Genomic DNA, 12041 nt, shown 5'->3' on the forward strand with positions numbered 1-12041 from the left:
CATGCTGCGACAGCGGGTCATCACGGCCGTCGCCCTGCTTCTCGTTCTCATCGCGTCGCTGGCGGCCCCCGGGCCGGTCTGGTTCGCGCTGCTGACGCTCGTGCTGCTGGCTGCGGCCGGCTGGGAGTGGGCGCGGCTGAACCAGGCCGGGCAGGGTCTCGCGGTGGCGATGGGGGCGCTGCTCGCGGCGGCCTGCGCCGGCTCGCTGGCCGCTGGCTGGGTCGAGCAGCCGCCGTCCGGCGTCTGGTGGCTGGCCGTGGCGCTGTGGGTGCCCGGCAGCGTCGTCGCGCTGCACGGTGGCCCGGCGGCCTGGCCGCGCCTGCCGCGGCTCGCCCGCTGGGGCCTGGGCCTGGTGATGCTCTGGGTCGCCTGGCTGGCGATCGCGCATGCGCGTGCCGTCGGCCTGAACTTCATGTTCTCGGTGTTCTGCCTGGTGTGGGCGGCCGACATCTGCGCCTACTTCGGCGGCCGTGCCTTCGGCCGGCGCAAGCTCGCGCCGTCGATCAGCCCGGGCAAGAGCTGGGCCGGTGTCTGGAGCGGCCTGGCCGGCGTGCTGCTGCTGGCCGTCGCCTGGATGGCCGTCGACGGCCGCTGGAGTCTCGACGGCCCGGGTCTTTACACCCGCATGGCGGACTCCCTGGGCCCGGCGGTCGGCGTCGCGGCGCTGCTGGTGCTGGTCGCGATGAGCGTCGTCGGCGATCTCGTCGAGTCGCTCGTCAAGCGCGCCGCCGGCGCCAAGGACAGCAGCCGGCTGCTGCCCGGCCATGGCGGCGTGCTCGACCGGGTCGATGCGCTGCTGCCGGTCTTCCCGATCGCCCTGGCCTTCGCCGGGGTCTAAGCTATTTCTCGTTTCCTGGGTCAGGCATCGTGAGCACACCCCAACGTCTGGTCATCCTCGGCTCCACCGGCTCCATCGGCACCAGCACGCTGGACGTCGTGGCCCGCCATCCCGAGCGTTTTCAGGTCCACGGCCTGAGCGCCTTCCAGCGCGTGGAAGAACTCGCGGCCCAGTGCCGCCAGTTCCATCCGCGCGTGGCCGTCGTGCCGACCGAGGAACGGGCGGCGGCGCTGCGCGCGCTGCTCGGCGGCGTGCGCACCGAGGTCCGCGTCGGCGCCCAGGCGCTGTGCGAACTGGTGGCCGAGCCCGAGGTCGACAGCGTGATGGCGGCCATCGTCGGCGCTGCCGGCCTGCCGTCGTGCATGGCCGCGGCGCGTGCCGGCAAGCGGCTGCTGCTGGCCAACAAGGAGGCGCTCGTCGTCGGCGGCGCGCTGTTCATGAAGGCGGTCGAGGACGGTGGCGCGACGCTGCTGCCGATCGACAGCGAACACTCGGCGATCTTCCAGTGCCTGCCCGAGGACCGCGGCGTCTGGGGCCAGCGCATCGACCACATCGTGCTGACGGCCAGCGGCGGCCCGTTCCGCCACCGCGACCCGGCGACGCTCGGCGACGTCACGCCCGAACAGGCCGTGGCCCACCCGAACTGGGTCATGGGCCGCAAGATCTCGGTCGACTCGGCGACGATGATGAACAAGGCGCTCGAGGTGATCGAGGCGCGCTGGCTGTTCGGCCTGGAGCCCGAGCAGGTGCGCGTCGTCATCCACCCGCAGAGCATCATCCACTCGATGGTCGTGTGCCGCGACAACTCGGTGCTGGCGCAGCTCGGCACGCCCGACATGCGCGTGCCGATCGCCTACGGCCTGGCGTTCCCCGAGCGCATCGAGTCCGGCGCCTCGCGCCTGGACTTCCTGCAGCTGCAGGCGCTGACCTTCGAGGAGCCCGACCTGCGCCGCTTCCCCGGCCTGGCGCTGGCCTGGGAGACGCTGCGCGGCCCGGTGGGCGCCACCGCGGTGATGAACGCCGCCAACGAGGAGGCCGTCGCGGCCTTCCTGGATCGCCGCATCGGCTTCACCGACATCCACGCCGTCAACGCCGGCACCGTCGAGCGCCTGGTGCCGGCGCTGGGCACGATCGCCTCGATCGACGAGCTGATCGCGCTCGACGAGCAGGCCCGCGCCGCCGCGCGCACGCTGATCGGGGCGCTGGCCGCGTGATCGCGACCGTCCTCGGCTTCGTGCTGACGCTCGGCGTGCTGATCGTCGTGCACGAGTACGGGCACTACCGTGTCGCCGTGGCCTGCGGCGTCAAGGTGCAGCGTTTTTCGGTCGGCTTCGGCCGCGTGCTGTTCAGCCGCGTGCGCGGTGCCGACCGCACCGAGTTCGTCGTCTGCGCGCTGCCGCTGGGCGGCTACGTGAAGATGCTCGACGAGCGCGAGGCGCCGGTGGCGCGTCACGAGCTCCACCGCGCCTTCAACCGCCAGCCGCTGTCGCGGCGCGCGGCCATCGTCGTCGCCGGGCCTGCCGCCAACCTGCTGCTGGCGGTGCTGCTGTATGCCGCGGCGCACTGGATCGGCATCGAGGAGCCCAAGGCCGTGCTCGGCACGCCGCCGGCGGGCAGCGCCGTCGAGGCCGCCGGCCTGCGTGCCGGCGACTGGGTGCGCGCCGTGTCGCGCGACGGCCAGTCCTGGGACGAGGTCGACTCGATGACCGACCTGCGCTGGCAGGTGACGCAGGCCGCGATGCAGGGCCGCTCGCTCGAGCTCGAGGTCAGCGACCGTGCCGGCCACGGCATGCGCAGCCTGCGGCTGGACCTGTCGGCCTATTCGGCGCGCGACGTCGACTCGCGGTTCGTCGGCCGGATGGGCTTCGGCGCGCCGTTCAGCGAGGCGCTGATCGGCGAGGTGCGCGCCGGAAGCCCGGGCGAGGCCGCCGGGCTGCGCGCGGGCGACCGCGTGCTGCTCGTCGACGGTCAGCCGGTGGCCGACGCCACCTCGCTCGTGCGCCGCGTGCGCGCGGCGGTGCGCGACGGCGAGGGCGTGCCGATGCGCTGGCGCGTCGAGCGCGGAGGCGCCGAGCGCGAGCTCGATGTCGTGCCGCGCGTCGTGCAGACCGCCGACGGCCCCGCCGGGCGCATCGACACCGTCGTCGGGTCCGCGCCCGAGACGGTCCGCGTGCGCCGCGGCCTGCTCGACGGCCTGCAGGAGGGTGCCGCGCGGACCTGGGAGGTGTCGACGCTGACGCTCGGCATGATCGGCAACATGCTGGTCGGCGACGCCTCGCTGAAGAACCTCAGCGGCCCGCTGACGATCGCCGACTACGCCGGCCAGTCGGTGCAGCGCGGCGCCGCGGTCTACCTCGGCTTCCTGGCGCTGGTCAGCGTCAGCCTCGGGGTGCTGAACCTGCTGCCGCTGCCGATGCTCGATGGCGGCCACCTCATGTATTACATTTTCGAGGCCGTCACCGGACGGCCTGTCTCCGAACTGTGGCTGGCGAGGCTGCAGCGCGGCGGGATCGCGGTGCTGCTGATGATGATGTCGCTCGCCCTCTTCAACGACGTGGCCCGGCTGCTGGGCCTGCACTGAACCCCATGCTCCCAGTCATTCCGACCACTCCGCAGCGCGTGGCCTGCGCCCTGTTTGCCAGCGCGGCCGTGCTGGCCACGCCGGCCGCCCATGCCGTCACGCCCTTCGTCCTGCAGGACATCCGCATCGAGGGCCTGCAGCGCACCGACCCCGGCACCGTGTTCGGCGCGCTGCCGTTCCGCATCGGCGACACCTACAACGACGAGAAGGGTGCCGCCGCGCTGCGTGCGCTCTTCGGCACCGGCCTGTTCAACGACGTGCGCCTGGAGGTCGACGGCAAGGACCTGGTGGTCGTCGTCGACGAACGGGCCATCGTCGCCTCGGTCAACTTCGTCGGCTTGAGGGAGTTCGACTCCGAGCCGCTGATCAAGTCGCTGCGCGATTCCGGCATCGGCGAAGGCCTGCCCTTCGACAAGGCCCTGATCGACCGCGCCGAGCAGGAGATCAAGCGCCAGTACCTGACGCGCAGCCTGTACGGTGCCGAGGTCGTCACCACGGTGACGCCGCTGGAGCGCAACCGCGTCAACGTGACCTTCACGATGAACGAGGGCGATGCGGCCAAGATCACCGACATCCGCATCGTCGGTGCCCGGGCGTTCAAGGAGTCCACGCTGCTGGACCTGTTCGACCTGACCCCCGGCGGCTGGCTGACCTGGTACACGAAGAACGACCGTTATTCGCGCAGCAAGCTCAACGCCGACCTCGAGAAGCTGCGGGCCTGGTACGTCAACCGCGGCTACCTCGAGTTCAACGTCGACGCCACCCAGGTCACGATCTCGCCGGACAAGCAGTCGATCGCGATCACGATCTCGATCCGCGAAGGCCAGCCCTACACCGTCACCGCGGTGCGGCTGGAGGGCGACTACCTCGGCAAGGACGACGAGTTCCGCGCCCTGGTCGGCATCCGGCCCGGCACGCCCTACAACGGCGACGCGGTGGCCGAGACCACGCGCCGCATCACCGAGCGTTTCGGCCTCTACGGCTACGCCTTCGCGCGCGTCGAGCCTCGGCCGGAGATCGACCGCGAGAAGGGCCAGGTCGTGCTGGTGCTCGGCGCCGAGCCGCAGCGCCGCGTCTACGTGCGCCGCGTCGACGTCGCCGGCAACGCGCGCACCCGCGACGAGATCATCCGCCGCGAGTTCCGCCAGTTGGAGTCGTCGTGGTACGACGGCGACCGCATCAAGCTGTCGCGCGACCGTGTCGACCGTCTGGGCTACTTCAGCGACGTCGCCGTCGACACCACCGAGGTGCCCGGTGCGCCCGACCAGGTGGACCTGACGGTCAAGGTCGAGGAGAAAGCCACCGGCAACCTGATGCTGGGTGCCGGCTACTCCAACGCCGAGCGGCTGTCGCTGACGGCGTCGATCCAGCAGGACAACGTCTTCGGCTCGGGCAACTACCTCGGCTTCCAGATCAACACCAGCAAGTCGCAGCGCACGCTGGTGCTGAGCACGACCGACCCGTACTTCACCCAGGACGGGATCTCGCGCGCGCTGGACATCTACTACCGCACGACCCGCCCCTACAACAGCCTGGGCGACAGCTACGACCTGGCGACGCAGGGCGCTTCGGTGCGTTTCGGCGTGCCGTTCTCCGAGTACGACACGGTCTTCTTCGGCATCGGCGCGGAGACGACCAAGATCGGCACCTCGGCCGGCATTCCGCTGACCTACCTGAACTACCGCGTCGCCTATGGCGAGAGCAGCTATTCGGTGCCGCTGACGCTGGGCTGGCAGCGTGACCGCCGCGACAGCGCGCTGGTGCCCTCGCGCGGGCGCTACACGCGTGTCAACGCCGAGATGAGCCTGGTCGGCGACGTGCGCTACGTGCGCACCAACCTGCAGTACCAGGAGTTCTGGCCGATGCCCTGGCGTACGACGCTGGGCGCCAACGCCGAGCTCGGCTGGGGCGAGGGCATCGGCGGGCGTCCGTACCCGATCTTCAAGAACTTCTACGGCGGCGGCCTCGGCACGGTGCGCGGCTTCGAGCAGAACTCGCTGGGCGTCGTCGACCCGACCGGCGCCTACATCGGCGGCTCCAAGCGCCTGAACCTCAACACCTCGCTGTACTTCCCGGTGCCGGGGACGGGCAACGACAAGACGCTGCGCATCTTCGCCTTCGGTGACGCGGGCAACGTCTGGCGCGATGGCGAGACCGTCGACCTCGGCACGCTGCGCGCGTCCGCGGGTCTGGGCCTGAGCTGGATCTCCCCGGTCGGCCCGCTGCAGTTGAGCTACGCGGTGCCGCTGCGTGTCGAGCGCACCGATAAAATCCAACGTTTCCAATTCCAGATCGGGACCTCGTTCTGATGAAGGTGCAGCCCATGAAATCCCTCCTTGCTGCCGTCGCCCTCGTGGCGCTGGTGCCGCTGGCCGGCGCGCAGGAGCTGAAGATCGGCTACGTCAACAGCGAGCGTGTGCTGCGCGAGGCGGCGCCCGCCAAGGCGGCGCAGGCCAAGCTCGAGACCGAGTTCAGCAAGCGCGAGCGCGAGCTGTCCGACCAGGCCGCCCGGCTCAAGGCCGCGGCCGACAAGCTCGAGAAGGACGGCCCGACGCTCGGCGAGAGCGAGCGCAGCCGCCGCCAGCGCGAGCTCGTCGACCAGGACCGCGAGTTCCAGCGCAAGCGCCGCGAGTTCCAGGAAGACCTGAACCAGCGCCGCAACGAGGAACTGGCCAGCGTCGTCGAACGCGCCAACCGCGTCATCAAGCAGATCTTCGACCAGGAGAAGTACGACCTGATCCTGCAGGAGGTCGTCTTCGCGGGTCCGCGCGTGGACATCACCGACAAGGTGCTGAAGGTCCTGAACGCGCCGGCCGGCGCGGGCAAGTGAAGACGGTCTGCCGCTCGTGCAAGCGCGCATCGGCGACCTGGCCGCGCTGCTCGGCGGCGAACTGATCGGAGACCCGGAACACACGGTCGTCCGCCTCGGCACGCTCGAGCGTGCCGAGGCCGACACCGTCAGCTTCCTGTCCAACCCCCGCTACCAGGCCCAGCTGGCGACGACACGTGCCGGCTGCGTGATCGTGTCGGCGGCGATGCGCGAGGCGGCTGCCGCGCGCGGCGCCGCGATCGTCGTCGCCGACCCCTACCTGGCCTACGCGCGCCTGTCCCAGTGGTGGGCCGCCCGGCTGCGCGAGCGGCCGGCCGCCGGCATCCACCCGAGCGCCGTCGTCGAGGAGGGCGCGATCGTCGCGCCAGGTGCCTCGATCGGGGCGCTGGCCTTCGTCGGTGCCGGCGCGGTCGTCGAGGCCGGCGCCATCGTCTCGGCCCAGGCCCACGTCGGCGAGGGCGCCTTCGTCGGCGAGGGCACGGTGCTCAAGCCGCGGGCGATGCTCGCCTTCGGCTGCCGCATCGGCGCCCGCGGCATCGTGCACGGCGGCGCGGTGATCGGCGCCGACGGCTTCGGCTTCGCGCCGGAGGCCGGGCGCTGGACCAAGATCGAGCAGCTCGGCGCGGTGCGCCTGGGTGACGACGTCGAGATCGGCGCCAACACCTGCATCGACCGCGGCGCGCTCGACGACACCGTCTTCGATGACGGCGTGAAGATCGACAACCTGGTGCAGATCGCGCACAACGTGCGCATCGGCGCCCACACCGCGTTCGCGGGCTGCTCGGCCGTGGCGGGCAGCACGCGCATCGGCCGCCACTGCACGATCGGCGGCGCGGCCAACATCGTCGGCCACCTGGAGATCTGCGACGGCGTGCACATCAGCGCGGCGACGCTGGTCACGGCCTCGATCCGCAAGCCCGGCCACTACACCGGCGTCTTCCCCTGCGACGACCACGCGTCCTGGGAGAAGAACGCCGCGACCCTGAAGAACCTGCATTCCCTGCGTGAGCGCCTGCGGGCGCTGGAGAAGAAGACATCATGAGCGAGCCGGTGCTGGACATCCACAAGATCCTGAAGAAGCTGCCGCACCGTTATCCGATCCTGCTCGTCGACCGCGTCGTCGAGTTCGAGAAGAACGTGCGCATCAAGGCGATCAAGAACGTCACGATCAACGAGCCGTTCTTCATGGGCCACTTCCCGGCGCGCCCGGTGATGCCCGGCGTGATGATGCTCGAGGCCCTGGCGCAGAGCGCCGCGCTGCTGTCCTTCGAGTCGATGGGCACCGAGCCCGGCGACGACACCGTCGTCTACTTCGTCGGCATCGACGGCGCGCGCTTCAAGCGGGTCGTCGAGCCGGGCGACCAACTCGTGCTGGAGGCCTGGATCGACCGCGCCAAGGGCGGCATCTACAAGTACAAGACGCGCGCCAGCGTCGACGGCGAGACCGCCGTCGAGGCCGAGCTGATGTGCACGATGCGCAAAGTCGCCTGAGGCCGAGATGACCCGGATCCACCCGACGGCCATCGTCGACCCGAAGGCCGAGCTCGACGCGTCGGTCAGCGTCGGCCCGTACACGATCATCGGCGCCGGCGTGCGCATCGCCGCCGGCAGTTCGATCGGCCCGCACTGCATCATCGAGGGCCCGACGACGATCGGCCGCGACAACACGATCTACGGCCATGCCGCGATCGGCACCGCGCCGCAGGACATGAAGTACCGCGGCGAGCCGACCGAACTCGTCATCGGCGACCGCAACACGATCCGCGAGTTCTGCCACTTCAACCGCGGCACGACCCAGGACGGCGGCGTCACGCGCATCGGCGACGACAACTGGATCATGGCCTACGTGCACATCGCGCACGACGTGCAGCTGGGCAGCCGCTGCATCCTGGCCAACAACGCCACGCTGGCCGGCCACGTGCACGTCGGCGACTGGGTCATCGTCGGCGGCCTGACCGGCATCCACCAGTTCTGCCACGTCGGCTCGCACGCGATGACCGGCTTCCAGAGCCATGTCTCGCAGGACGTGCCGCCGTTCATGATGGTCAGCGGCAACCCGCTGGGCGTGCACGGCTTCAACGTCGAGGGCCTGCGCCGACGCGGCTTCTCGCGCGAACGCATCGGCCAGGTCAAGCAGATGCACCGTCTGCTCTACCGCGACGGGCTGACGCTCGAGAAGGCGCGCGAGGCGATCGCCGCGCTCGCCGGCCAGGTCGACGGCGGCGATGCCGACGTCGCGCTGGTGCTGGACTTCCTCGCCGCGTCGACGCGGGGCATCGCGCGCTGAATCCCATGCGACTGGCGATGGTCGCGGGCGAAGCCTCCGGCGACCTGCTCGCCGGATTGCTGCTGGGCGGGCTGCGCGAGCGCTGGCCGGCGCTGGCTGCCGCCGGCATCGGCGGCCCGAAGATGGCGGCGCAGGGCTTCGAGGCCTGGTGGCCCAGCGACAAGCTGGCCGTGCACGGCTACGCCGACGCGCTGCGCCACTACCGCGAGATCAAGGGCATCCGCGACCGCCTCGGCGACCGCCTGCTGGCCGAGCCGCCGGCGGTTTTCGTCGGCGTCGACGCGCCCGACTTCAACCTCGGGCTGGAAAAGCGGCTGAAGACCGCCGGCATCCCGTCGGTGCACTTCGTCTGCCCGTCGATCTGGGCCTGGCGCGGCGGCCGCGCGAAGAAGATGGCCGCCAGCTGCGACCACGTGCTGTGCCTGTTCCCGTTCGAGCCCGAGCTGCTGCAGCGCCACGGCGTCGCCGCGACCTACGTCGGCCACCCGCTGGCCGACGCGATCCCGGTCGAGCCGCCGCGCGCCGCCGCGCGTGCGGCGCTGGGGCTGGGCGAGGCCGAGCCGGTGGTCGCGGTGCTGCCGGGCAGCCGGCGCGGCGAGATCGAGCACATCGCGCCGGCCTTTCTGCAGGCCGCCGCGCGGATGCACCGCCAGCGGCCGGAGCTGCGTTTCCTGCTGCCGCTCGCGCCGGGCCTGCGGGCGATGGTCGAGCCGCTGGTCGCGGCGCATGCCGGCGACGCGCCGATCCAGCTGCTCGACGGCCGCTCGCACGAGGTGCTGGCCGCCTGCGACGTGACGCTGATCGCCAGCGGCACGGCGACGCTGGAGGCGGCGCTGTTCAAGCGCCCGATGGTCATCGGCTACCGCATGGCCTGGCTGTCGTGGCAGCTGATGCGCCGCATGGGTTATCTGCCCTGGGTCGGCCTGCCCAACATCCTGGCGCGCGATTTCGTCGTGCCCGAACTGCTGCAGGACCGCTGCGAGCCCGAGGCCCTGGCCCGCGAGACGCTGGCCTGGCTCGACGACGCGCCGCGTGCGCGCGCCTTGCAGGCGCGTTTCGTCGAACTGCACCATCTGCTCAAGCGCGACACCGCGCGCCGTGCCACCGATGCCCTCGCGCAAGTTCTCGAAAGCCGCTCCTGAACAGCTCGACCTGGGCTGGCATCCGCCCGGTCTGGTGGCCGGCGTGGACGAAGCCGGCTGTGGGCCGCTGGCCGGGCCGGTGGTCGCTGCCGCGGTGATCCTCGACGACCAGGCGCCGATCGCCGGCCTGGCCGACTCCAAGGCGCTGAGCGCGCGCCAGCGCGAACGCCTGTTCGACGAGATCCACGCGCGTGCGCTGTGCGTCTCGATCGCGCTGGCCAGCGTCGAGGAGATCGACACGCTGAACATCCTGCACGCCCGGCTGCTGGCGATGAAGCGTGCCGTCGAGACGCTGCGCCTGCTGCCCAAGCGTGTGATGGTCGACGGCAACCGGCTGCCGGTGCTGCGTTTCCCCGCCGAGGCCGTGGTCGGTGGCGACGCCAAGGTGCCGGCGATCTCGGCCGCGTCCATCGTCGCCAAGGTGCACCGCGACCGGCTCTGCGCCGAGCTGCACGCGCGCTGGCCCGACTACGGCTTCGACGGCCACAAGGGCTACCCGACGCGGGTGCACCTGGACGCCCTGCGCCGCCTGGGCGCCTGCCCCGAGCACCGGCGCAGCTTCGCCCCGGTGCGTGCCGCGCTGGCGGCGGCCGAGAAGAGCACGGCATGACGAGCGTGCGCAGCATCACCTCGCGCGACAACCCGCTGCTGGCCCGCGTGCGCCGGCTGGCGCAGGACGGCAACGCCTACCGCCGTGTCGGCCAGGTCTGGCTCGAAGGCGACCACCTCTGCGCCGCGCTGCGCGCGCGCGGGCGGCCGGCGGCGCAGGCGCTCGTCGCCGCCAGCGCCTGGGAGCAGGGTGGGGCGCTGCGCGATCTCGCCGGCTGGGCGCAGGCGGTGGCCGTCGTCGACGACGCGCTGTTCGCCGCGGCCAGCGGCCTGGAGTCGCCGGCGAAGATCGGCTTCCTGATCGACGCGCCGGCCGGTGGCGCCGTGCTGCCCGACGCGCACGGCGTCGTGCTCGACCGCGTGCAGGACGCCGGCAACGTCGGCAGCATCCTGCGCAGCGCCGCGGCGCTGGGCGCCACGCAGGTGCTGGCGCTGAAGGGCACGGCCTCGCTGTGGTCGCCCAAGGTGCTGCGCGCCGGCATGGGCGCGCATTTCGCGCTGAACCTCGTCGAAGGGCTGGACGACGCGGCGCTCGATGCGCTGGCGGTGCCGCTGGTGGCGACGCTGCCGCACGCCGGCGCGACGCTGCGCGAGGCGGCGCTGCCGCCACGCTGCGCCTGGGTGCTGGGGCACGAAGGGCAGGGCGTCTCGGCGGCGCTGCAGTCGCGCTGCACGCTGGCGGTGCGCATCCCGCAGCCGGGCGGCGAGGAGTCGCTGAACGTCGCCGCCGCGGCGGCGATCTGCCTGTACGAATCGGCGGCGCGCGGGCCTCGGTAGGTCAGTAGATCAGGCGGTCCGGGCGGATGTCGCGCAGGATCGTCGTCGCGATCTCCTCGATCGACTTGTGCGTCGACGACAGCCACTGGATGCCCTCGCGGCGCATCATCGTCTCGGCCTCGTTGACCTCGTAGCGGCAGTTCTCCAGCGCCGCGTAGCGGCTGCCCGGGCGTCGCTCGTTGCGGATCTGTGCCAGCCGCGTCGGCTCGATCGTCAGGCCGAAGCACTTCTTGCGGTGCGGCGCCAGCATCGACGGCAGCTTGCCGCGCTCGAAGTCTTCCGGGATCAGCGGGTAGTTGGCGGCCTTCACGCCGTGCTGCATCGCCAGGTACAGCGAGGTCGGCGTCTTGCCGCAGCGGCTGACGCCGACGAGGATCACGTCGGCCAGATCGAGGTTGCGCGAGCTCTGGCCGTCGTCGTGCGCGAGGCTGAAGTTGATCGCCTCGATGCGGTCGTTGTACTCCTGGCTCTGGCTGGCGTCGTTGAAGCGGCCGACGCGGTGGTTGGACTTGACGCCCAGCTCGTCCTCCAGCGGCTCGACGAAGGTGCGGAACATGTCCAGCACCATCCCGTTGACGCCCGGGCCGGTGACACGCGCACGGATCTGCGGCTCCACCAGCGTGATGAACACGACCGGGCGGCGGCCTTCGCGCTCGGCGACCTCGTTGATCTCGGAGACGACGGCGTCGGCCTTCTCGAGCGAGTCGATGAAGGGCCGGCGCACGTGGCGCATCTTCACCGGGAACTGGTTGAGGATGGAGTTGCCGAAGGTCTCGGCGGTGATGCCGGTGCCGTCGGAGACGAAGAAGACGCTGCGTTCGGTCATGAGTTCACTTGGGGCGCCCGTGCCCCGTTTCTGGTCATCATAGGGAAAGACTTCCGTAGAATGCCTGCGAAGCATCCTGCCTTCACCTCGACGTGACCACCCCCGGCCGACAAACAGAATCCACAAGCGCTGGAGCGAGGGGTCAGAGCGT

12 protein-coding genes are annotated in these 12041 nt (G+C 71.3%); 11 read left to right on the top strand and 1 reads right to left on the bottom strand.

What is annotated here, in order from left to right:
* The first annotated feature begins 1 nt into the window (after position 1).
* The 11 genes from G5B56_RS03555 to G5B56_RS03605 are packed head-to-tail and all read left to right on the top strand — an operon-like array spanning position 2 to position 11064.
* Complete coding sequence (locus G5B56_RS03555) at positions 2–838, top strand: phosphatidate cytidylyltransferase (protein WP_009858810.1); 837 nt, start codon at positions 2–4, stop codon at positions 836–838.
* A gap of 29 nt (positions 839–867) precedes the next feature.
* Positions 868–2052: a 1-deoxy-D-xylulose-5-phosphate reductoisomerase gene (ispC, locus tag G5B56_RS03560; RefSeq protein ID WP_164962331.1), complete on the top strand. Its 1185-nt coding sequence runs from the start codon at positions 868–870 to the stop codon at positions 2050–2052.
* Positions 2049–3419, top strand: a complete 1371-nt coding sequence (gene rseP / locus G5B56_RS03565; RefSeq protein ID WP_164962332.1) for an RIP metalloprotease RseP — start codon at positions 2049–2051, stop codon at positions 3417–3419. Before ispC ends, rseP begins: the two co-directional genes overlap by 4 nt.
* 5 nt (positions 3420–3424) lie before the next feature.
* Positions 3425–5728, top strand: a complete 2304-nt coding sequence (gene bamA, locus G5B56_RS03570; protein ID WP_029718334.1) for an outer membrane protein assembly factor BamA — start codon at positions 3425–3427, stop codon at positions 5726–5728.
* Positions 5729–5742: 14 nt separating this feature from the next.
* Positions 5743–6249 (top strand): OmpH family outer membrane protein, encoded by a 507-nt coding sequence (locus tag G5B56_RS03575; protein WP_085977013.1) that lies wholly within the window; start codon positions 5743–5745, stop codon positions 6247–6249.
* A gap of 16 nt (positions 6250–6265) precedes the next feature.
* Positions 6266–7291, top strand: coding sequence for a UDP-3-O-(3-hydroxymyristoyl)glucosamine N-acyltransferase (gene lpxD / locus G5B56_RS03580; RefSeq protein ID WP_164962333.1), 1026 nt, complete (start codon positions 6266–6268; stop codon positions 7289–7291).
* Between the two features lie 8 nt (positions 7292–7299).
* Positions 7300–7740 (top strand): 3-hydroxyacyl-ACP dehydratase FabZ, encoded by a 441-nt coding sequence (gene fabZ, locus G5B56_RS03585; RefSeq protein ID WP_029718335.1) that lies wholly within the window; start codon positions 7300–7302, stop codon positions 7738–7740.
* A 7-nt stretch (positions 7741–7747) separates the two neighbouring features.
* A complete protein-coding gene (gene lpxA / locus G5B56_RS03590; RefSeq protein WP_164962334.1) occupies positions 7748–8536 on the top strand; it encodes an acyl-ACP--UDP-N-acetylglucosamine O-acyltransferase in 789 nt (262 codons plus the stop codon).
* 5 nt (positions 8537–8541) lie between these two features.
* Positions 8542–9678: a lipid-A-disaccharide synthase gene (lpxB, locus tag G5B56_RS03595; RefSeq protein WP_164962335.1), complete on the top strand. Its 1137-nt coding sequence runs from the start codon at positions 8542–8544 to the stop codon at positions 9676–9678.
* A complete protein-coding gene (rnhB, locus tag G5B56_RS03600) occupies positions 9644–10288 on the top strand; it encodes a ribonuclease HII (protein WP_009858819.1) in 645 nt (214 codons plus the stop codon). Before lpxB ends, rnhB begins: the two co-directional genes overlap by 35 nt.
* Complete coding sequence (locus tag G5B56_RS03605; RefSeq protein WP_164962336.1) at positions 10285–11064, top strand: RNA methyltransferase; 780 nt, start codon at positions 10285–10287, stop codon at positions 11062–11064. The genes rnhB and G5B56_RS03605 overlap by 4 nt, the downstream gene beginning before the upstream one ends.
* Before the next feature lies 1 nt (position 11065).
* Here the strand turns inward: G5B56_RS03605 and G5B56_RS03610 are convergent, their stop codons facing one another.
* Positions 11066–11890 carry a pyruvate, water dikinase regulatory protein gene (locus tag G5B56_RS03610; RefSeq protein ID WP_164962337.1) on the bottom strand — a complete coding sequence of 275 codons (825 nt, stop codon included), beginning with the start codon at positions 11888–11890 and terminating at the stop codon, positions 11066–11068.
* Positions 11891–12041: the final 151 nt, after the last annotated feature.

This window comes from Rubrivivax sp. JA1026 (genome assembly GCF_011065555.1).
GTDB lineage: Bacteria > Pseudomonadota > Gammaproteobacteria > Burkholderiales > Burkholderiaceae_C > Rubrivivax > Rubrivivax benzoatilyticus.

Coding starts and splice junctions, on each gene's coding strand:
- rnhB (WP_009858819.1), top strand. CDS start 9,644: ATGCCCTCGCGCAAGTTCTCGAAAGCCGCTCCTGAACAGCTCGACCTG.
- G5B56_RS03605 (WP_164962336.1), top strand. CDS start 10,285: ATGACGAGCGTGCGCAGCATCACCTCGCGCGACAACCCGCTGCTGGCC.
- bamA (WP_029718334.1), top strand. CDS start 3,425: ATGCTCCCAGTCATTCCGACCACTCCGCAGCGCGTGGCCTGCGCCCTG.
- lpxA (WP_164962334.1), top strand. CDS start 7,748: ATGACCCGGATCCACCCGACGGCCATCGTCGACCCGAAGGCCGAGCTC.
- G5B56_RS03575 (WP_085977013.1), top strand. CDS start 5,743: ATGAAATCCCTCCTTGCTGCCGTCGCCCTCGTGGCGCTGGTGCCGCTG.
- G5B56_RS03555 (WP_009858810.1), top strand. CDS start 2: ATGCTGCGACAGCGGGTCATCACGGCCGTCGCCCTGCTTCTCGTTCTC.
- lpxB (WP_164962335.1), top strand. CDS start 8,542: ATGCGACTGGCGATGGTCGCGGGCGAAGCCTCCGGCGACCTGCTCGCC.
- G5B56_RS03610 (WP_164962337.1), bottom strand. CDS start 11,890: ATGACCGAACGCAGCGTCTTCTTCGTCTCCGACGGCACCGGCATCACC.